We start from the raw sequence: 18,725 nt of genomic DNA, 5'->3' as shown, positions 1-18,725 counted from the left end.
CGAGAGACGACGTCGAAGACAGGAACTCACGATCGAATGTTCGGACTACAGGAACTATTCCCGTCCTGGGAACTGAAGCTGCTCGCCACCGTGATAGTGCCGATGGTGGCGATTGCCCTTGCGTATCTGGTTCGCAGCATACGTCGCCGGGTCATCCGCCGACTCCATCCTGTTGGCGTCGATCTGGTGAGTTCGGCGGTGATCGTCGGACTCGTGATCCTCACGGCGCTTGCATTAGCGGACATCTGGGGACAGACGGAGGCGCTTCTCGATCAGTTCGGCGTGCTCCGGCTCGACGATCGCGCCCCCCAGCTGATCGTCACGATAATCGTCCTGATCGCAGTCCAGGTGTTCACCGGGATCGCCGGTCGACTGCTCGATGATATTACCGACGAAAGCGACGCGCTGACCCGGCACCAGCGCGAGGTGAGCCTCCGCGTGACACAGCTCACACTGTGGGGCGGAGGGATCATCGTGATACTCGGCGTCTGGAACGTCGACATCGCCGGGCTACTCGTCGGCGCAGGGTTCCTGGGGATCGTGGTCGGGCTGGCAGCGCGGAAGACGTTCGGATCGATGATCGCCGGCTTCGTCCTCATGTTCTCTCGCCCGTTCGAGATCGGCGACTGGGTCGCCGTCGACGGCGACGAGGGGATCGTCACCGACATCACGATGATGAGTACGCGAATCCAGGCGTTCGACGGGGAATACGTCGTCGTCCCGAACGACGTCATCGGCAACGAGATCCTCGCCAACCGATCCCGGAACGGTCGGCTCCGGACGGAAGTCGAGGTCGGGATTGACTACGGCGTTGACATCGAGCACGCACGGGAGGTCGCGCTGTCGGTCGCACGCGACCTCGTCGACGTCGAGGAGTTTCCGGGCTCGTCCCCGGAGGTCGTGATCGATCGGTTCGACGACTCGGCAGTGGTGTTCGTCGTTCGACTCTGGGTCGAGGAACCCACACCCCGGGAGATGGCCAGGGCTCGCGGCGAACTGATCGCCGCGATCAGCGACCGCTTTTCCGAGGAGGGGATCGACATCCCGTACCCACAGCGTGAGCTCAGCTACAGGGAGGGTCACGGAGATCACGATACAGATCACCGAGATCGGCGATCGAGCCGCCCGAAAACGGAAGCAACACGCGAAGAAGAGTAGGCTGGCGTCCGGTTGGAGTTACCTGATCACCGTCACCGGAACCGGCGAGGTTCGAACGACCCGTTCGGCGACGCTCCCGAGCAGCAACCGCGAAACCCCGCTTCGACCGTGGCTCCCGAGGACTATGTGATCGGCGCCCTCCTCTTCGGCGACGGCGACGATCCGTTCGGCCGGCGAGCCGAGTTCGACCCGGGTGTCCACCTCGAACCCGTCGGGAATCGTCTCAGCAGCGTCCGAGAGATACCGGTGTCCACGTTCGTTTGCGTCCTCGTACCAGTCTTCGGCGCCCGACGGGAACCCACCGACGCTCCCGCCGCTTGCCGCCTCGCCGGGATTGAGCACGTGAACGAGAGTCACTTTCAGCTCGTCCCACTCGTCGACGACGAACTGGACTGCAGCTCTCGATTTCGCGGACTCGTCGACCCCGATCACCACGTGTTCTACCATGTGTGGCAGTTCGCCGTCCGGCTACAAAAACGGGTGGGGATTTTAAAATAAGTGGCGAGAAAATCGCCGCACGCGCATCCCGACGACGGATCAATCCCCGTGGCGGGTCAGACACGTCGAAAGCCCGATGAGTTCGACGGGGTCAGAGTTGTCCGGCGAGTACACGACCATCTGGCCTTTCTCCATGTACGGCACCTTCTGCTGGAGGTTCGCCGGAATGTTCACGCTCTGGATGGCGTCCTCGTCGCCGAGGTTGAGCACGACCTTCGTGTTCACCTGCTTGAACACCGGTTCGGCGACGTCCTGGGGGTCCTGGGTGATGAGAAACAGGCCGAGCCGCTCCTTTCGGCCCTGCTTTGCCGCCTCGGTGAACTTCTGGACAACCTTCCGGGCCTGGACGTTGTCGGCCTCCGAAAGGAAGTTGTGGGCCTCGTCCATCCCGAGGATCATCGGCGTCCGCTTGATGCGCTCGCTGTTCGGGCTGTTCGAGAGCTTGTCGTCCACGAGCATCGTCGAGACCGCGAGCACGACGAGCTCTTTCGCCCGGCTCGAGGAGAGGTGATACGTCGGCACGACCGACAGCCCTCCGGGACGGACGAGTTCGTGATCGAGGTCGGTTATCGGCGCCGCGTCGCCGTCGAACACGCCCGAGGGCACTCCGTGAACGCGACGCTTCACGGCGTCGAAGGTCGCCTCGTGAACCCGTCCAGTTTCGTCGAGTTCCTCCTTCAGCGCGGGGTCGTCCAGGAAGGTACAGAACTCCCGATAGGTTCCCGCGCCACCTGTCTGTCGGAAGAACCGCGAGAGCAGGTGCGTGAGTGCCCCGTACTGGTTGTCGTTGAGCGACGCGCCCGCGACCAGCCACGGCATGTCGTACTCGTCGACGATCGAAAACGGGATCGTAAACCGGAGCTGTTCGGCGCGGTGAGTGCCGCCGCCGTACTCGACGCCCGCCTCGGTCGGGATCAACGCGACCGTGTCGTCGTATCCGCCGTAATCGACTCCCTCCCTGTCGAGCCGCCGCCGGAACGCGTCGTCCATCTCGGGGTTGTCGTCGTGCATCTGGGCGTACTCGTCTTGCGGGTCGAACTGCACCAGCGCCGGAGCCACCCGTCGACCGTCGTCCATCGGGTATCGCCTGTCCTCGGCGAGATACTGCCGAAGGACGTTCTTCGAGGCGTGCGTCTTCCCGGAGCCGGTGCCGCCGGCGACGAGCGTGTGGCGAAACACCAGCGGATCCCCGTCGGCGTAGTCGTCGGCGATCCGATAATCGACTGTCGGTGGCTCCGCGGCGGTCCGGATCTTCTCGCCGCCGACGGAGAGATGACCCAAAAAGACGCCCTCCTCGGGGATGTTGAGACCGGTCTTGATGTCTGTCGCGTCGGTGGCTTCCCGGACGACTGCCCCGGGTTTCGGCACTCGATCGGTCATCCGCCGCTTCAGTTCCGGCCCCTCGTCGCTCGATCCGTCCGCCCCTTTCGAACTGTCGCTTTCGTCCTCGAAGAGCACGGCGACCGGTTCCAGCGTCGCCGTGAACTTGTAATCGCGCTCCTCGAACTCGTCGCGTCGCATCTGTCGTCTGGCGTGGATCTCGGTCGCGTCGTCCGACTGGAACTCCTGGGCGTACTCCAGGGCCGTGATCCGACAGAACAGCCGTTCGTCGTCCGGATACGGCACGAGGAGGTACGTTCCGATCCGGACGGACTCCCGGTTCCCGGTCGTGATGAACGCACGGAGCGTCGTCTCGTCGCCGTCTTCCGCGACACGGAGGCCCTGGGAGACGGATATCGTCCCCAGCCCGGCGTCGTCGCCGACCGGCTCCATTGCGTACCGCTGGAAGCTGCTCGCGGTCGACTCCGGTTCCTCCTCGAGAGTCTCCGACGTACCCTCCGACCCGTCGGAGGAATTCCTGCCGGAGTTGTCCCCGTCGGAACCGTCCTCGTCGTCCGCCGAGAAGTCGCTGAAGTCCTCCAGACCCATGGTACTGGGGCCGGGAGCCGTCGACTTATAATGTCGGTTCCGAGGACGCACGTCCACACGCGATACCGGTGCGCGGTGAGTCCGTGCGTCGGACCGACGACCCGACGGAGGTATTTAAACCACTGTCATATTCAACCGAACCCCGAAATAAACAGAAGCCAAGTCACGAACATAATGGACGAGAGTTCCCCGGGGGAAACGCCCCACGTACCGGAAGCGAGCGAGTGTGACGGTGGAAACGGTGCCGGCTGTGACGGTCGCAGCGGCTGTAAAACACAGCGCCGGAAACTGCTGGCCGCCATCTCCGGTGCCGCAGCTGCCGGGACGGCCGGCTGTATCGGCCTGTTCGAGGAACCTGAATACCTTCAGGAGACGGAGGAGCCGGGCGACGGCGCAGACCAGGATGACGACGATGCCGATACTGGCGAGGACGACGGTACTGGGTACGACATCGAGTTCCTGAATGAGGGCGAGACGATTCCGGTGGCGGAAGACGAGGAACTGCTGTACGCCGGGCTCGACCAGGGCTGGGATCTTCCCTACCAGTGTGAAGTCGGCGTCTGTGGCCAGTGTACCGCGAAGGTCGACGGCGACGGCCACGAACTCGTCGAAATGACGAGCAACGACTACCTCGACGACGACGAGATCGAGGAGGGGTACGTCCTCACCTGCACCGGCCAGCCCCGCGAGGAGTTCGCCATCGAAACGGACGAGCTCCCCTGATATGGGGATCGGTCTCTCCGACTGTTGAAGGGCTTCAATCGTCGGTTTTTCGATCTTCCAGCCAGGCGACCACTTCGGCTGCGAGCTGTGCTCTCGCCGCCTCGTTTTCGATGGTTGCGGTGCCGTCACCACGCTGTGACCCGTAGGCACCGAACTGTGCGTGGTTCATCCCCTCGATTTCGACGATCCGTGCACTCGCTGGAAGCAGCTCCCGGTTTCGGTGTTCGGCGTCCCGATCGAGTACCTCGTCTTCGGTACCCAAAACCGACAGCGCCCGGATATCAGTGTCGGAGAGGTCGCGATCGCAGTAGGAGGCGAACAGCACGATCCCCTCGACCACCTCCGGGTTTGCGACGGCGTACCGACAGGCGGCCACGCCGCCCAGCGAGTGGCCGGCGACGTACCAGTCTCGGATCTCCGGGGCTGCGTCGCGGGCCGACCCTGCGCGGTCGACGTCGAGTATCGCCAGGTTGTACGGCATCTTCGGAATGACGACGGCGACGTCGTGCCCGGCGGCGATCGCTGCGGCGGTCGGGACGTAACTCTCCGGATCGACCAGTCCCCCCGGATACAGCACGATCCCCGTCGTGTCGGACGAAACGGGTCCGGAGTGAACCAGGTGGCCGCCGACGGTGTGAGTGACGGTCACGTCCGGATCGTCCTCGACCGCCGACAGCGCCGCCGGGTCGGGACCCTGGCCGAGTTCGAGGTACAGCCCTCCGGCGGCGACCGCGAGAACGATCACTCCCCCGACGAGCGCGATCGCAATGCTCCGGCGCGTCCACGTCACGAGAACCGGTTCGCGGGGCGATCGCTTACCGTTTGGGGGAACGATGTTCGGCGCGCCCGTCACCGAGATCGGTGGTTTAAGTGGCGGGCCGAACCACCTGCGAGTATGCGATCCCGCCGGTACCGACTCCCGCTTTTCCCGCGCTGGGTTCGGCTGGCGCTCGTGGCTGCGGTAATGGGGACGATTCTCTACTACTCCATCATCCCGATGCCGGGCGGCGACGCCTTCAGAACCGGGCCGTTTGGGGTCCTCCCGTTCAGCAAGTGGATGCATCTCCTGGCGTATGGCGGGCTCGCGCTGGTGCTCGCGTACGCGCTCCACGACTCTCCCCGACCGGACTGGCAGATCCTGTCGGTCGTGTTCCTGGTCGCAGTCGGCTACGGGGCCGGCGTCGAACTCGTTCAGGCGACCGTTCCAGAGCGGACCTACAGCACCCGCGACATGGTCGTAAACGCCGTGGGTGCGGCCGTCGCAGTCGGTCTGTGGCGTGGGGTCGCCCGGTACGTGCGCTTTTACCGGATCCGGAAACTCGGAGAGCTTCAACCACCGGTCCAGTAGCCGGAGGCTGGTCAGGACGATCCGGTCGTTTGCCCGGCGAGCGAAAGGGACAACACCGTCGCGGTTGTTGGATCGATCGATGATCCGACAGGCTGTCGTCCCCGCGGCAGGGGAGGGGACCCGGCTCCGTCCGCTCACTCGCGAGCGCCCGAAGGGATTGCTCGCGGTCGACGGGACGCCGCTCTTGACCCGCATTTTCGACCAGTTGCTCGCCGCCGGGATCGAGGAGGCGGTCGTCGTGGTCGGCTACCGGGCCAGCGATGTCGTCGCCCGGTACGGCGACTCCTATCGGGAGCTCGACCTTCAGTACGTCCACCAGCGCGACAGGCTCGGGCTCGGTCACGCAGTGTCGCTTTCGGAACCGTTCGTGGACGGGGAATTCTTGCTCGTAAACGGGGACAACGTGTTCGATTCGGCGTTCGACTTCGGCGAACTGCTCGATCGACACGCCGAAAGCGACGCCGCAGTGACAGCGCTCGCGGAACGACTGTCGCTCGAAGACGCGACGGAGACAGGGGTGTTCGAACCGGTCGATTCACCCGGCGGCGACGGAGCAGTCCGCGTCTGCGGCGTCGTCGAGAAGCCGGAGAATCCCCCGTCGACGCTCGCCAGCGCGGGCTGTTATGTACTCCCCACCGAGATCTTTTCGGCGCTGTCGCTGCTCCGGCCGAGCGATCGCGGCGAGTACGAACTCTCCGACGCCGTCGACGTCCTCTGTGCGGCCGGCGCACGGGTGGAGGCAATCGACCTCGCGTCGCTGGGCGGATGGCGACTGAACGTCAACCGCCCGGCGGATCTCGACCGGGCATCCGAACGGATCCGCGATCGATAGTCGAAGGATACTCCCGCTGCTCGACAGCAGCGTACAACAATATCTGTGATCGCCCTCATTCCACGACGTCGTCCGTATCGTCGGCGACGTGGACCGCTGCGTCGGTCGCCTCGGCGACGATTTCCCGCGCTTCGTCCGCGCGGCACGCGGCGTCCGGATACAGGTGGGTTAGATACAGCCGATCGATGTCGGGATCAGCGCTCTCGAGAGCCTCGGCGAGCGCCTCCGGCGTCGGATGGTTGTCCGGCTCCCCACCAGAGGGGAACGCGCAGTCGTGGACGAGCACGTCGACCCCGTCGAAGAACGCGAGCAGTGTCGCGCTCGCTTCCGTGTCGCCGGCAAAGCCGAACCGGGTACCGAATCGATAGCCCACACCCTGTCTGGAATGAACCGTCGGCGTCGCGGAAACGCTTTCACAAGTCGTTCCCGGAACGTCGATTTCGATCCGATCTCCCGGTTTTGCGCCGGTCTCGAAGGAACTGACCTCGACTCGGTCGGACTGACCGTCGATCTCGAACAGCGGACCGACGTCGTCGGGGGTGCCCGGGGGGCCGATAATTTGGGTCGGTGACTGATCGATCATCCAGCGCGCTTTCACGAGTCCCGGGAGGTCCGAGACGTGATCGAGGTGTGTGTGGGAAAGCAGGACGGCGTCGATTTCGGTTGGATCACGACCGACACCCGCGAGACGGTGGAGGACGCCGCTCCCGCAGTCGACGAGTAGCGTCGAGCCGCTAACATCCACGAGCAGACCCGTCTGGACGCGGTCGCCCGTCGCGAGCGCGGCGCCGGTCCCAAGAATCGTCACCCGCACGTCGATCACCCGGTGCGTTCACTGTCGTGGCCCGGGTCTGCTGTTTCGAGCTGCTCCGTAGATTCGGTCGGCTCCGTAGATTCGGTCGGCTCCGTGGAACCAGGCGGCTCTGGCGGTTCGAACGCAGCAGCCAGCAGTCGCACGGGACGCGTCTCTCGCAGTTCCTTCCAGGACCGTTCGTCCCGTGTCGCCAGCGCGCCGACGAGCAGCAGTCCCACGAAGCCGACTCCGACCGCCATCGAGATGTCCCCCGATAGCAGGCTCGCGATCAGCCCACCTGCCGCGGCGATCGCGAGGACCGCGCCGCCGATGCGGAGTGGGGCTGCAGTGGTGCGATCGACGCCAGCCGTCACGCCGGAGACGACTCGAGATCCCTCGGCCGACGTTGCGGCGCGTTCCAGGAGGTAATCGAGTACGCGGATGAACGGCCCGACTGTGTACGTCTCCCGGAGGTCGATCACGATGACGTCCGGCTCGGGTTCTGCGGTGAGCCAGCGGTAGAGCCACGACCCCTTGACGACGTCGGCGAGTCGTTCGCCCGCGCCCGCCGCGCGACGACCGACGCCGGCGATCGCCGATCGGTCGACACCTCTCGAGAGCCGGAGACGGATGTCGCGATACCAGTCGACCAGGCTCTCGGATCGCTCGTCGCCGGCGGGAGTTCCGTGATCGGTCATTCTGGGGTTTCGTCTACGACGTGACACTGGCCCCGGGCAGTAAAGCGCTTTCCCTCACAACCGGGAGCGTGCCGACGGCTATATGGGTCCGGCGGTCGCTCGTCGGAAACGAGCATGCGACCGTACCCACCGGCGCCGGATCTCGAGGCGGTCGACGGGGAGCTGTTCGGGGGCGGACACCTGTGGATCCGGGAGTGGATCGACGGCGCCCCGCTTCGGTTCCAGCTCCAACACTCCGGCGTCGTCAGGTTCGGCGACGCCGAGCGCGTTTTCGGGGACGACGACGTCCCGGACGCGTATCGACACGCGGTCAGACACGTGCGGGAACGACTCGACAGGGAGGCACTCGTTGCGGCCGTCGAGGACGTCGAATCTGTGGTCCTGTTCGGCGTCGCAACCCAGCGACTGACTGTCGAATACGACTTCGACAGGCTGCCGTCCGTGCTGGGGGTCGAGGTGTGGTCCGACGACGGGTTCCTGCCGCCCGACGCCGCAGACCGCGTCTTCGAACGCCTCGGACTGGAGCCGATCAACGCCGTTCGCAAGGAGATTTCTCCGCGGGATTTCGATCCGTCCCCGGCTGCGATACCGGACTCACAGTGGTACGACGGTCCCGCAGCCGGGATCGAGATCCGCAACACCCGCGGTCCCCGGGGGAAGCTTCTCCATCCGGACCTCGACATCGAGTCGGGATCACCGCCGGAGCCGATCACCGCGTCCACGTCGGAGTTCGCCCGGGAGTACGCGACCGGCGCGCGACTCGACTGGATCGCGGGACGCCTCGAAACGCATGGCACGCCGGTGACGGTCGATTCGCTGTACGAACGGCTGCTCGAAGACGCGCTCAGGCGACATCACCGCCGACTACACCACCCCGAGTCGACAGTCGACCTCGGAGCGCTCCGGTCGGAACTCGCCGCGATCGCCGGGGAGTACCTCGGAAGTTAACCTCTTGTGCGACTACGTGCCGACCGCGACTTCAAAAGAATCCGGCGACGCCGAGCGCCTCGGCGAGCGTGACCCCCGCCGCGAGCGACGCGAGCAGATAGCCACCGATCGCGCCGCCGTTCAAAAGCGGGAGGCCGGCGTGGGCCCGGCCGCGCATCACCCACCGGAGCAACACGAGCAAGCCCAGGAGCGTGCCCACCATCGCACCGATCGCGGGCAGGTTCACCGCGATGATCGGGACGTCGTAGTTCGGCGCCGGCGAGAAGAACGCGGCGCTGGCTACCATGATCGCCGGCATCACCGCGTCGCCGAGGCCGATGAAGAACGCGTCCCGTCGTGGGGACTCGTCTTCACCTTCCTCGCCCTCATCCGGGATCTGTTCCTCGCCCTCATCCGGGATCTGTTCCTCGCCCTCCTCGGGGGTCTGTTCTTCGCCCGCCTCCGGCCCGGCGAAATCGTCATCCAGAAGCGAGTATGAAAGCGACAGCGGAACGACGAGGACGACCGGGATCCGCAGCTCCATTACACCCTCGGCCAGCGAGAGCATGTGTTCGGTGCCGTAGACGCTGATCGCGTCGTACACCGCGAGCGCGCTCAAAAGCAGGATACACGGAAGCAGCCCGAAACTGATCCCGAACAGCCCTGCCGCGCCGGCTCCCATTACGACACCAGTGAGGTCGATGACGTACCACTCCGGGTGATACAGTAGCCCGAGCACGACCAACACTCCCGGGATCAACGCGTAGACGGGCGGGACGAGAACGCTGAAAACGTACCACGCGAGCATCCCGCTCGCAAACAGAATAAACCCACGGACGACGCGGTCGAGATCGTACTTGAACGCCGCGAGCATGAGCGCAGTCGCCACGAGGATGACGCCGATAAACAGGAGACTGATGGCCGGGTCTTCGGGGTTTTCGACCGCCTGGTAACCGCTCTCGAAAAAGCCCGGAACCAGCGCCAGCGCGCCCAACTGGACGAGAAGGAAGATCGCGACCGCGAAGCCGACGGCCGGATACTCGCGAGGAACCATGTTCTACCGCTCGGTGTCGAGACGTTTGTGGGTTTCCGTTCGCGTCCGTCTGGAAGAACCGATCATCGCACGTACAGTTTCTCTCCGACGAGATCGACCAGGTCGATCCGGTCGTCGGTCGTGACCGCGACGTACGGCGCCGAAACCGGTCCGAAGACGTCGACGACCCGACCGACCCGAGACAGCGACTCGTCGACGACTTCCGCCCCGATGTCGGGCGGGTCGGCCGCGTCACACTGGATAATGGCCAGCCCCTGTGCGGTCCGGGAGACGGTGCCGAGCCGGTGCATTACTCCTCCCGAAGCAGGTTCAGGTAGGCGGCCGTCGCCTGCACCAGATCGTTCTTCGAGGCGTCCGTCGCACCCTGAACCAGGACGCGACCTCGGGTGCGGTACTCCCGCGAGTAGGCCTTGTCGCGTTCGATCACCGCGTCGTAGCCGACCTGCTGGACCGCAGTCGCGATCTCGTCGACCTCCGGCTCCTCTACGGCCTGTTCGACCGGGACGCGCCGTCCCTCCGACCGGGACAGCGCCGCGTCGAAGTACGCGGGCCACAGCACGTTCTCGACCATACACACACGCCGACGGCCGGGCGTAATACCGTTTCGACTCGGATACACCACCCACAACCGGCGTAATCATTCCCGTGCACGAACGCCTAATCATTCCCGTGCACGAACGCCGGGTCGTCACGCCTATACGCACGCCCCAGTAAGGATGTATGAGCGATGAGTGATCGTCCCCAGGACGGAGGCGGCAACACACACGAGAGCGACGAGGAAGCCAGCGAGAGGGAAGCTAGCGACGAGGAAGCCAGCGAGAGGGAAGCCAGCGACGAGGAAGCCAGCAACGTCGAATCCGAATGGCGGTTCGAGGTCGACGAGGTCGGTCCGGACGGAGTCAAAAACGAGGGGCGCTCTATCGAACCGGAGGGTATCCGCCTCGAGCACGCGCTGTTTGTCGTTCTCGGGATCTTGACGGGGGTCGGCATGATCCTGGCGACGATCCTGTGAGGTCACGCTGGGGGATTTTGCCTACCTTACGAATCCAAGGCGAAACGCTATCACGCGATCACTCCTCGGTGTAGCCTTCCTGCCGCAGTATGACGACCATCGAAAGCCCGGACACCAGGACCAGGATCAGCGCCGGAATCGCGGCGTAGCCGTGGAGTCCGGCCGACTCGGCCGCCCAGATGCGAGTTACCAGCGTCTCGAAGCCGGTCGGACGCAACAGAAGCGTCGCCGGAAGCTCCTTCATTGTGGTGAGAAACACCAGTGCTGCGCCGGCGACGACCCCCGGCGCGATGAGCGGCAGGGTCACCTCCCGGAACGTCGACGTCGACGACCGCCCCAGCGACCGCGATGCCTCGACCAACTTCGGATCGACCTGTAGCATCGACGTCCGGGTCGAACCCACGGACTGGGGGATGAACCGAACGACGTACGCGAACACGAGGATCGGGATCGACTGATACAAGAGCCCGCCGTAGTTCGCCCCGAAGAACACCAGCGCGAGCCCGATGACGATGCCCGGCACGGCGTAGCCGACGTAGGTCGCCCGTTCGAAGAGGAAACCGAGCCACGAGTCGTACTGTGTCGCCAGATACGCCACCGGTAGCGCCGCAAGTCCCGCCACGACCGCCGCCGCAAGCGACACGGAAACGGAGTTTACGACGTACTCGAGCCGGAACTGGAAGCTCGCGGGCACGTCCGCCTGCGAGGTCGCGAGCCACTGGAGGAACACGCCGACCGGGAGAACGATCGCGAAAAAGACGATAGCGGCACAGGCGGCCATGCCGACCCACTTCCATCGACCCAGCGAGATCCGGTGGGTCCCGGCGCGTGCGGTGTCGCCGTGCATCGTCTCGTCGCCCCGGATCCGGGATTCGAGTGCGAGAATGAACACCGTCAACACCACGAGTTGCAACGAGAGGAACGCCGCGTAATCGCCGCCGCCGAGCGATCGGTGCTCCAGATAGATCTGCCGGGTGAACACCTCAGCCTGCAGGAACGCCGGCGTCCCGAAGTCGGAAACGGCATACAGGGCGACAAGCAGCGCGCCGGCGACGACCGCCGGACGGACGTGCGGGAACGTCACCCGCTTGAACGTCTCCCAGCGGCCGTGATTCAACATCCGTGCGGCGTCGACCAGCGACGTGTCGAACGTCTTCAGCGCGGCTCTGGTGGTCAGATACACGTACGGATACGTGTACAGCGTGATGATGAGGATCGCACCGTGGAGGCCGTAGATCGAGGGGAGCGATTCAACTCCCAACGGTTCGAGTAGGCTCTGGAGCTGTCCACGGGGACTAAAGACGGCGATGAACGCGAACGCGCCCAGATAGCTGGGGACCGCAAGCGGAAGCGCGACGGCGATTGTCCAGAACCGTCTAAACGGGAGATCGGTCCGGACAGTGAGATACGCCAGCGGAACCCCGATGAGAACCGACAACCCGGTCACGACACCCATCAGGAGAAGGCTGTTGAAAGCGATCTCCAGCGTGCGGGCCCGAAAAACGATCCCCATTGCACGGTCGAGGTTCACGCTGGTCGCGCGCAGCAGGATCCAGGAGACTGGGAGCAACATCGCGGCGGCGATCGCGCCGCTGAGAAACGTGAGCCCCACCTGTCTGGCGTCGGGGCCCCCGCCCGCGGTTCCGGACGTCCCGGATTCCGTCTCCGTCACACCCATGAGGTTGCCTCTTCTTGCTCCCGGACGTTTTTAGGGGTTCCTAAACGTGGCTGCGTTCCCTGCCGGGGGACGGACGCGAGTCGTCGACAGCGAGGGAGGATTCACCGCATCCCGACCTCCCGGAGCAGGTCGACGGCCGGTTCGATGTCTGCAAGCTCGTTGAGGTCGAACTCCGGCGGGTTGAGGTCCTCGAGGGTCGGAAGATCACCGACGTAGTCGACACCCTCGATCACCGCGTACTCTTTGTTCGTGTCCACGAAGAACTCCTGTCCCTGACGACCAAGCAGATGCCTGATGAAGTCCTGTCCGAGCTCCCGTTCGTCACTCGAATCGAGAACGGCTGCCCCCGAGACGTTAAATAGCGATCCGACGTCCCCTTCGGTGAAGGTAATAGCAACCGGCGCGTCCGGCTGATCTGCGATCAGTCGTCCGACGTAGTAGTGGTTTACGAGCCCGATCGACACTTCGCCGTCGGCGAGCGCGTTCGGCGTCGTTGAACCGCCCTCGTAGTTGTTGACGTCGGCCGCGAGCATGTCCTCGAGGAACTGCTCGGTTCGGTCCGCGCCGTTTGCGACCATCATCGCCCGAACGAACCCGAGGAACGACCCCGAATCGACTCGCCAGCCCATCTCGCCGTGGAACCGGTCGTCTTCGGGATACGCAAACAGATCCGTCGGCAGATCGTCACCGTCCCAGGTGTCCGTGTTGTACGCAATACACCGCGTTCGTCCCGAAAGGCCCGTCCAGGTTCCCTCCGGATCGCGCCAGCTACCGGGTACCGTCTCGAGCACGTCGTCAGTGAGATCGACGGTCCGACCGAGCGCCTTCAGGGCACCGAGCGTTCCAGAATCCTGCGTATAGAGGATGTCCGCCGGACTGTTTTGCCCCTCCTCGTCGATGGCGCGGAGATGGGTTTCGTTGTCCTCGTACCGGACGTTGACCGTGAGGTCATCGTAGTAGGACTCGATTTCCGTCAATACGGGCCCAATCTGTGCCTCCCGCCGGCCGGAATAAATAGTGAGTTCGCCGTGGAGGTCGGGCAGATCCTCCCAGTCGGTCCCTTCGGGTGAGACGCCCGGCCCGTCGTAGTTGCGCTCGTACGTCGTTCCACCATCCCCGCCGAGGCAACCGGCCAGGCCGATTCCGACCGCCGTGGCGCCCGCCGCGAGGAACTGGCGACGCCCACTCCGTGGGTAGATTCCCGGTGATCGACTCGATCGGCTCTCGTCCACGAAATCGTTGGTTTCAACGCCGTAAACGGCTTCGTCACCAGTATCACTCTGTCGCATATGTGTTTTTAGGTCGACCTAAAAATAAAAGGGTTCCGCTGCTTCTCACACAAAGAAAATCGTTTAGGGTCCCCTAAAAAGACGTGGGAGGTTCCCATTTTGAGAGAACGCCTTGCCTCGAAACTGCCTCACTCGACGCGTTCGGCGACGCCCACGAGGCTACTGCCGGCGGTGACGGTCGGCTCCCGGGTGACCGAATACAGGATTCCCTCCCGATCAGCCTCGACCGCCTGGAGTTCCTCGTAGGTCGTCGGATGATAGAGCGTCCCCAGTCGATCGCCGGGGGAGACCTCCCGGCCCAGCGTCGCCACATCGGCAGGACGGAACAGCCCCGACTCCTCCGCCCGGATCCGTCCGAGGTGGTTCCGCGCGACGGTGCCATCCCACGGTTCCGGCTCCCCGGAGAGCACGCCAATCTCCCGGAGGATGTCCAGAATACCGTCGACGCCGGCCTCGATTGCGGGCTCGACAAGTTGCCTGTTGTGTGCCAGTTCCGGAGTGATCGTCGGGATCCCCTCCCGGGTGGCGGCGACCCGGAACTTGCCGGCGAACGACCGCTGGTCCCACTCCGTGTCCGCCTCGTCGCCGGCCGGCTCCGCGAGCAGGAGCTCCGTCCCGAACGCCTCCGCGAGTCGTCGACACGCCGGTTTTCCCTCGTAATAGACCGTATGGAGCAGCGTATCCGGGCTTCCAGTATGCAGGTCGACGGCGTAGTCGGCCCGGCCGGCGTACTCCCACAGGCGGTCTGCCATCCGTTGGTGGACGGTTCCCTCCGGGTCGCCCGGCCACACCCGGTTCATATTCGAGTTGACCGGATCGATGGGTTCGGGTGTGACGTACGCTACGCGATCGAAGGTGAGGGGATCCGCGATCGGGACCGCGACGACAGTCCCCTCGAGGTCAGCCTCGACGAGGACCCCGTGGAGCCGACGGAGAACCTCGGTGCCGTTCACCTCGCGGCCGTGCTGGGCTGCCTGGACGTAGACGACGGGCTCGCCGTCGCCGTAGGTGTGAACCGTCGTCGAAAGCGACACGCCGGAGGGGAGCCGGGCGAGCGTCAGCGTCTCGGCGGTGTGCATACCTGTGGGTCGGGACGGCGGCTTTTGTACCCAGTGACTTCAGTTGCGCTTCCCGGCCGACCGCAAGCAGTTGCGTTACCTCTTTTTCGTGACGATCTCGAACGCGTCGAGGATCCGCTTCACCTGGGCGCCGTCCTCCAGGAACACGATCGTTCGGGGCGGATGGACCGCCTTCGGCCGCACCCGCAGGTCCCGTTCGCGAGCCGCGCTGGCGACGGCGTCAGGAGCCGCCCGGAACTCGACGTAGGCTCGGTCCGGCTGCACGTACACCTCCGCGACAGTCCGACCGTCGCTCCCGCCGTCGACCTGTGTTACGCCGTAGGCGAACGCACCGTCGACGGACGGTTCGACGTCGGCGTCGGCGTCCACGACGTCGAGCTCGCGGAGCGCCCCAGTCCCGCCGGTGAGCTCCGAGGCGAGAAGCGCTGCAATCCGTGGGCCGTCGGACAGCCGGTCTTCGACCATCACCCGTCCTCCCCGACCAGATCGCTTCGCGCACGGTCCGCGATCCCGTCGAGTTGGATCCCGTGCTCGCGTGCGACGAGTATCGCGGCCGCCTCGTTCGCCACGCCGAGCCGACGCTGGCGCTCGTTGATCGAGGCGACGGCGTCCCGCTTTTCGACCCCTGCCTCGGTCAGGGCATCGAGCACCCGTTCGAACGTAGACTGCTCCCGAAGTATCGACTCGTCGGGGACGAACTCTTCCGGCACCTCGACGTTTGAGGGTTCGAACTGGGCTCGGAGCGCCCCCTCCTCCTCCGCGAGCAGACCGCGGCCCTGCGCGATGTCGACGAGCCGCTTGGCCTGATCCGGGGAAAACCAGTCGCGATCCAGCGAGAGGGCGACGACGAACTCGCCTCTCCCCAGCCGGTCGGTCCCCTCCTGACGGAACGGGACCGCGACGGCGATTTCGAGACTCATTGAACGGTAGACCGATGTGCGCCCAGCGTAATGACTGGTACGGATCGTATCGACAGCAGGTTATGAATGTGGACGCCCCGAGATTGCCCGGCGTTCCGACCCGGGTAGTCCCGGTCGTCTCCTCCACCCCGCGACCCGACGAGCGACGGGCGTTCGACGGTGGGCTGCTCGCTTCCGCGCCTGACCCGGTGCCGCCGACGAACCGCGGTGGACCGCCCCTGCGGGCGGGCACCGCGGACCGCTGTCCCCGTCGGACGAGGCTTCCACGTCGACTTCCGGGGCCCGCGTCGGTCTGACCGGACGCCCCCGGATTTCGGCCCCCGCTAAAGACTCTATTACGGGTTACCGAGCGGGGCCTAACCGCCCAGCCTAGTCCATATGGGGATACACCGGAACCACATAAGGGCCTTTCGTCTGGCGTCCGGCTGATAGACTGCCCGGTCGTCGGTTGCGGAAACGGAGGTATCCTCCTTCCCTTATAAGTAGCCGCCGAGCGAACGGCCGAATATGAGCTCACTTCTGGATCGCGTCGTGATCCCGGTGGCCGGCCCCGAGGACGCCGCAAACACCTACGAGTCGTTCAGGCCGCAGGTCGTCGACCCGGACGGAACCGTCGACACAGACGTGGAAATACACGTCGTCTACGTCGTGAAGAAAGCCGGCGGTGCGCCCGACAAAGCGGGCGTCGAACAGCGAGAGGAGCACGCACGGGACGCGTTCGACCGGATCGGGATGCTCGCTGGGGCCGACGGGCTCGAGATCGACTCGGAGATCCGCTACAGCACTGATGTCGCCGACGCGATCATCGAGTACGCTGGCGAGGTTGACGCCTCAGCGATCGCGTTCACCTCACGGGGAACCGGCAAGTGGCTGAACCTGATTACGGGAGGCGTTCGAAGCTCTCTGCTTTTGAACGCCGACCGGCCGGTCGTGGTGTTGCCGACCGACATGGAGGAGTGAGTCGACTGGGGTTCAGCGAGAAACAGCGACAGTGTCTCCTATCGTCGGACCGCATCGACCGTCACGTCACCCTCGTAGACGACCCCGCGTTCGGCATCGAGCGTGAGCACCGTTCCGTCGGCGATCCGGTCGGGAAGCGGCGCGCCCGACACCATGGGGATACCCAGTTCCCTGGCGACGACCGCCGGATAGCCCGTCATGCCCGGTCGGGCGTCGACGATTCCGGCGAGTTTCCTGACGTCGCCCTCGAACTCCCCGTCGAAATCCGCATCGAGTGCCAGCAACGTCCCTCCCTCGATTTCGGTGAGGTCGCCGTCGGCGGTTCGAACCACCGGTGCGGCGACCCGGCCGCCCACGATCCGCTTGCCCGTCGCGACTGCCTCGGCGGCGACGTGGACTTTCAGCATGTTCGTCGTGTTCGTCCCCTCCACCTCGGTCATCATCCCCGACAGGACGACGACGGTGTCGCCGCTCTCGGCGGCGCCCGCAGAGAGGGCCGCCTCGACCGCGTTGTCGAGGATTTCCTCGATTCCCTCGGCGTAGTCGGCGTATTTCGGCTGCACCCCCCACGAGAGTGCGAGTTGGCGACGGACCCGGTCGTCGGGAGTGGTGGCAACGACAGGCACTCCGGGCCGGAACTTCGCCGTCTTTCGGGCGGTGTATCCCGACTCCGAGACGGCGACGATAGCAGCTGCGCCGATGTCGCGGGCGAGATACCTGGCCGAACGAGACAGCGCCTCGGTCCGCGACTCCCGCTGTGCCGCCGGGACCCGGCTCTCACGGGTCTCGGTGTACTCTTCGCTGCCTTCGATCTGGCGGACGATTCGATCCATCGTCTCCACGACCGCAACCGGGTGATCGCCGACTGCAGTCTCACCCGACAGCATCACCGCGTCGGTGCCGTCCAGCACCGCGTTTGCGACGTCCGACGCCTCTGCACGGGTCGGACGCGGCGAGTGCACCATCGAGTCGAGCATCTCCGTGGCGGTGATCACTGGCACCCCACGTTCGATCGCCAGACGGATCGTCCGCTTTTGGATCATCGGGACGTCCTCGAGGGGACACTCCACGCCGAGGTCACCTCTGGCGACCATTACGCCGTCGGCGGCGTCGACGATTCCCGCGAGGTTCTCCACGGCGCCGGCGCGCTCGATCTTCGCGACGATCGGGATGTCTGCACCACAGTCGTCCTCGAGATAATCGGAGATAGCGTACACGTCCTCTGCATCCCGGACGAACGACGCGGCGACGAAGTCGGCGTCCTTCCTGGCGGCGAGCTGGAGCTCCGCCTCGTCGTCTGCTGTGATGAGTTCGAGGCCGAGATCCACGCCCGGCACGTTCACTCCCTTGCGGCCGCCCAGCTTCCCGCCGGAGTCGATCCGTGCGAACACGTCCGGCCCGTCGACGTCTTCGACAGTCGCCTCGATCTTTCCGTCGTCGAGCAGTACCGTGTCACCTGGGGTTGCCGTCGCGATCGACACCGACAGCCCGATCTCCTCCGGCGTTGCGGTCTCCCCTTCGAAAAAGCGGACGGTCGATCCCGATTCGAGCTGAATCGGTTCCTCCAGCGTTGCCGTCCTGACTTCGGGTCCCTGGAGGTCGACCATGGTCGCTACTGGCTCAGCGGTGGCGTCGTCGACCTCCCGGATCCTGTCGATGATGTCGGCCCGATGGTCGGTCGTCCCGTGGCTGGCGTTGAGCCGGGCGACCGACATGCCCGCCCGGGCGAGTTCTCGGATCGTCCTCCGGTCGTCGGAGGCCGGCCCGAGCGTACAGACGATCTTGGCGTTGCGCATGCCGTTCCCTTTGGACGGCTACTTAAAAATA

General features: G+C 65.1%; 21 protein-coding genes and 1 other RNA gene. 7 read left to right on the top strand and 15 right to left on the bottom strand.

Annotated features, from left to right (window positions below; genetic code table 11):
• Window positions 1-36 precede the first annotated feature (36 nt).
• Window positions 37-1,158 carry a mechanosensitive ion channel family protein gene (locus tag AArcSl_RS14215; RefSeq protein WP_161945976.1) on the top strand — a complete coding sequence of 374 codons (1,122 nt, stop codon included), beginning with the start codon at window positions 37-39 and terminating at the stop codon, window positions 1,156-1,158.
• A gap of 18 nt (window positions 1,159-1,176) precedes the next feature.
• Here the strand turns inward: AArcSl_RS14215 and AArcSl_RS14210 are convergent, their stop codons facing one another.
• A complete protein-coding gene (locus tag AArcSl_RS14210; RefSeq protein ID WP_119820701.1) occupies window positions 1,177-1,605 on the bottom strand; it encodes a universal stress protein in 429 nt (142 codons plus the stop codon).
• Between the two features lie 90 nt (window positions 1,606-1,695).
• Window positions 1,696-3,585, bottom strand: coding sequence for an ATP-binding protein (locus tag AArcSl_RS14205; protein WP_193588473.1), 1,890 nt, complete (start codon window positions 3,583-3,585; stop codon window positions 1,696-1,698).
• A gap of 174 nt (window positions 3,586-3,759) precedes the next feature.
• On the opposite strand from AArcSl_RS14205, the gene AArcSl_RS17655 reads away from it, so the two are divergent.
• On the top strand, window positions 3,760-4,308 hold the full coding sequence (locus AArcSl_RS17655) for a 2Fe-2S iron-sulfur cluster-binding protein (RefSeq protein WP_161945974.1): 549 nt from the start codon (window positions 3,760-3,762) through the stop codon (window positions 4,306-4,308).
• A 34-nt stretch (window positions 4,309-4,342) separates the two neighbouring features.
• Here AArcSl_RS17655 and AArcSl_RS14195 read toward each other — a convergent pair whose 3' ends face one another.
• Entirely contained in the window at window positions 4,343-5,098 is a 756-nt protein-coding gene (locus tag AArcSl_RS14195) for an alpha/beta hydrolase (protein ID WP_119822014.1), read from the bottom strand.
• Window positions 5,099-5,203: 105 nt separating this feature from the next.
• On the opposite strand from AArcSl_RS14195, the gene AArcSl_RS14190 reads away from it, so the two are divergent.
• A complete protein-coding gene (locus tag AArcSl_RS14190) occupies window positions 5,204-5,656 on the top strand; it encodes a VanZ family protein (RefSeq protein WP_119820696.1) in 453 nt (150 codons plus the stop codon).
• 79 nt (window positions 5,657-5,735) lie between these two features.
• On the top strand, window positions 5,736-6,488 hold the full coding sequence (locus AArcSl_RS14185) for a sugar phosphate nucleotidyltransferase (protein WP_119820693.1): 753 nt from the start codon (window positions 5,736-5,738) through the stop codon (window positions 6,486-6,488).
• A gap of 55 nt (window positions 6,489-6,543) precedes the next feature.
• Here AArcSl_RS14185 and AArcSl_RS14180 read toward each other — a convergent pair whose 3' ends face one another.
• Both AArcSl_RS14180 and AArcSl_RS14175 read right to left on the bottom strand, forming a co-directional pair.
• Entirely contained in the window at window positions 6,544-7,311 is a 768-nt protein-coding gene (locus tag AArcSl_RS14180; RefSeq protein WP_119820690.1) for an MBL fold metallo-hydrolase, read from the bottom strand.
• Window positions 7,308-7,979, bottom strand: a complete 672-nt coding sequence (locus tag AArcSl_RS14175; protein ID WP_119820687.1) for a hypothetical protein — start codon at window positions 7,977-7,979, stop codon at window positions 7,308-7,310. The genes AArcSl_RS14180 and AArcSl_RS14175 overlap by 4 nt, the downstream gene beginning before the upstream one ends.
• A gap of 114 nt (window positions 7,980-8,093) precedes the next feature.
• Here AArcSl_RS14175 and AArcSl_RS14170 point away from each other — a divergent pair, with 114 nt between their 5' ends.
• On the top strand, window positions 8,094-8,927 hold the full coding sequence (locus AArcSl_RS14170) for a hypothetical protein (RefSeq protein ID WP_119820684.1): 834 nt from the start codon (window positions 8,094-8,096) through the stop codon (window positions 8,925-8,927).
• 31 nt (window positions 8,928-8,958) lie between these two features.
• Here the strand turns inward: AArcSl_RS14170 and AArcSl_RS14165 are convergent, their stop codons facing one another.
• The 3 genes from AArcSl_RS14165 to srp19 form a co-directional block, all read right to left on the bottom strand.
• Window positions 8,959-9,960 (bottom strand): presenilin family intramembrane aspartyl protease PSH, encoded by a 1,002-nt coding sequence (locus AArcSl_RS14165; protein WP_119820681.1) that lies wholly within the window; start codon window positions 9,958-9,960, stop codon window positions 8,959-8,961.
• Window positions 9,961-10,022: 62 nt separating this feature from the next.
• Complete coding sequence (locus tag AArcSl_RS14160) at window positions 10,023-10,250, bottom strand: H/ACA ribonucleoprotein complex subunit GAR1 (RefSeq protein ID WP_119820677.1); 228 nt, start codon at window positions 10,248-10,250, stop codon at window positions 10,023-10,025.
• Window positions 10,250-10,531, bottom strand: a complete 282-nt coding sequence (srp19, locus tag AArcSl_RS14155) for a signal recognition particle subunit SRP19 (RefSeq protein ID WP_119820674.1) — start codon at window positions 10,529-10,531, stop codon at window positions 10,250-10,252. The genes AArcSl_RS14160 and srp19 overlap by 1 nt, the downstream gene beginning before the upstream one ends.
• A gap of 156 nt (window positions 10,532-10,687) precedes the next feature.
• On the opposite strand from srp19, the gene AArcSl_RS17145 reads away from it, so the two are divergent.
• Window positions 10,688-10,972: a DUF7312 domain-containing protein gene (locus tag AArcSl_RS17145; protein ID WP_119820672.1), complete on the top strand. Its 285-nt coding sequence runs from the start codon at window positions 10,688-10,690 to the stop codon at window positions 10,970-10,972.
• A gap of 58 nt (window positions 10,973-11,030) precedes the next feature.
• On the opposite strand, the gene AArcSl_RS14145 is transcribed toward AArcSl_RS17145, so the two are convergent.
• From AArcSl_RS14145 to ffs, 6 genes are all read right to left on the bottom strand, one after another.
• The gene (locus AArcSl_RS14145; protein WP_119820669.1) at window positions 11,031-12,650 is read right to left on the bottom strand and encodes an ABC transporter permease; all 1,620 of its coding nucleotides are present in this window, start codon (window positions 12,648-12,650) and stop codon (window positions 11,031-11,033) included.
• A gap of 101 nt (window positions 12,651-12,751) precedes the next feature.
• A complete protein-coding gene (locus AArcSl_RS14140; RefSeq protein ID WP_119820666.1) occupies window positions 12,752-13,939 on the bottom strand; it encodes an extracellular solute-binding protein in 1,188 nt (395 codons plus the stop codon).
• 128 nt (window positions 13,940-14,067) lie between these two features.
• The gene (locus tag AArcSl_RS14135) at window positions 14,068-15,018 is read right to left on the bottom strand and encodes a succinylglutamate desuccinylase/aspartoacylase family protein (RefSeq protein ID WP_119820663.1); all 951 of its coding nucleotides are present in this window, start codon (window positions 15,016-15,018) and stop codon (window positions 14,068-14,070) included.
• 75 nt (window positions 15,019-15,093) lie between these two features.
• A complete protein-coding gene (locus tag AArcSl_RS14130) occupies window positions 15,094-15,483 on the bottom strand; it encodes a hypothetical protein (protein ID WP_119820660.1) in 390 nt (129 codons plus the stop codon).
• Window positions 15,483-15,938, bottom strand: a complete 456-nt coding sequence (locus AArcSl_RS14125) for a DUF2240 family protein (protein WP_119820657.1) — start codon at window positions 15,936-15,938, stop codon at window positions 15,483-15,485. The genes AArcSl_RS14130 and AArcSl_RS14125 overlap by 1 nt, the downstream gene beginning before the upstream one ends.
• Window positions 15,939-16,004: 66 nt before the next feature.
• Window positions 16,005-16,318, bottom strand: an RNA gene (gene ffs, locus AArcSl_RS14120) — signal recognition particle sRNA.
• 127 nt (window positions 16,319-16,445) lie between these two features.
• Between ffs and AArcSl_RS14115 the strand changes: the two genes are divergently transcribed.
• Window positions 16,446-16,898, top strand: coding sequence for a universal stress protein (locus AArcSl_RS14115; RefSeq protein WP_119820654.1), 453 nt, complete (start codon window positions 16,446-16,448; stop codon window positions 16,896-16,898).
• 38 nt (window positions 16,899-16,936) lie between these two features.
• On the opposite strand, the gene pyk is transcribed toward AArcSl_RS14115, so the two are convergent.
• A complete protein-coding gene (pyk, locus tag AArcSl_RS14110) occupies window positions 16,937-18,694 on the bottom strand; it encodes a pyruvate kinase (protein WP_119820651.1) in 1,758 nt (585 codons plus the stop codon).
• Between the last annotated feature and the right edge of the window lie 31 nt (window positions 18,695-18,725).

The sequence above is a fragment of the Halalkaliarchaeum desulfuricum genome, from assembly GCF_002952775.1.
Taxonomy (GTDB): Archaea; Halobacteriota; Halobacteria; order Halobacteriales; family Haloferacaceae; genus Halalkaliarchaeum; species Halalkaliarchaeum desulfuricum.
Note: the sequence above shows the minus strand (reverse complement) of the source record. Positions and strands in the feature narration are given on the sequence as shown.

Coding starts and splice junctions, on each gene's coding strand:
- AArcSl_RS14215 (WP_161945976.1), top strand. CDS start 37: ATGTTCGGACTACAGGAACTATTCCCGTCCTGGGAACTGAAGCTGCTC.
- AArcSl_RS14210 (WP_119820701.1), bottom strand. CDS start 1,605: ATGGTAGAACACGTGGTGATCGGGGTCGACGAGTCCGCGAAATCGAGA.
- AArcSl_RS14205 (WP_193588473.1), bottom strand. CDS start 3,585: ATGGGTCTGGAGGACTTCAGCGACTTCTCGGCGGACGACGAGGACGGT.
- AArcSl_RS17655 (WP_161945974.1), top strand. CDS start 3,760: ATGGACGAGAGTTCCCCGGGGGAAACGCCCCACGTACCGGAAGCGAGC.
- AArcSl_RS14190 (WP_119820696.1), top strand. CDS start 5,204: ATGCGATCCCGCCGGTACCGACTCCCGCTTTTCCCGCGCTGGGTTCGG.
- AArcSl_RS14185 (WP_119820693.1), top strand. CDS start 5,736: ATGATCCGACAGGCTGTCGTCCCCGCGGCAGGGGAGGGGACCCGGCTC.
- AArcSl_RS14175 (WP_119820687.1), bottom strand. CDS start 7,979: ATGACCGATCACGGAACTCCCGCCGGCGACGAGCGATCCGAGAGCCTG.
- AArcSl_RS14170 (WP_119820684.1), top strand. CDS start 8,094: ATGCGACCGTACCCACCGGCGCCGGATCTCGAGGCGGTCGACGGGGAG.
- AArcSl_RS14165 (WP_119820681.1), bottom strand. CDS start 9,960: ATGGTTCCTCGCGAGTATCCGGCCGTCGGCTTCGCGGTCGCGATCTTC.
- AArcSl_RS14160 (WP_119820677.1), bottom strand. CDS start 10,250: ATGCACCGGCTCGGCACCGTCTCCCGGACCGCACAGGGGCTGGCCATT.
- srp19 (WP_119820674.1), bottom strand. CDS start 10,531: ATGGTCGAGAACGTGCTGTGGCCCGCGTACTTCGACGCGGCGCTGTCC.
- AArcSl_RS17145 (WP_119820672.1), top strand. CDS start 10,688: ATGAGTGATCGTCCCCAGGACGGAGGCGGCAACACACACGAGAGCGAC.
- AArcSl_RS14145 (WP_119820669.1), bottom strand. CDS start 12,650: ATGGGTGTGACGGAGACGGAATCCGGGACGTCCGGAACCGCGGGCGGG.
- AArcSl_RS14140 (WP_119820666.1), bottom strand. CDS start 13,939: ATGCGACAGAGTGATACTGGTGACGAAGCCGTTTACGGCGTTGAAACC.
- AArcSl_RS14135 (WP_119820663.1), bottom strand. CDS start 15,018: ATGCACACCGCCGAGACGCTGACGCTCGCCCGGCTCCCCTCCGGCGTG.
- AArcSl_RS14130 (WP_119820660.1), bottom strand. CDS start 15,483: ATGGTCGAAGACCGGCTGTCCGACGGCCCACGGATTGCAGCGCTTCTC.
- AArcSl_RS14125 (WP_119820657.1), bottom strand. CDS start 15,938: ATGAGTCTCGAAATCGCCGTCGCGGTCCCGTTCCGTCAGGAGGGGACC.
- AArcSl_RS14115 (WP_119820654.1), top strand. CDS start 16,446: ATGAGCTCACTTCTGGATCGCGTCGTGATCCCGGTGGCCGGCCCCGAG.
- pyk (WP_119820651.1), bottom strand. CDS start 18,694: ATGCGCAACGCCAAGATCGTCTGTACGCTCGGGCCGGCCTCCGACGAC.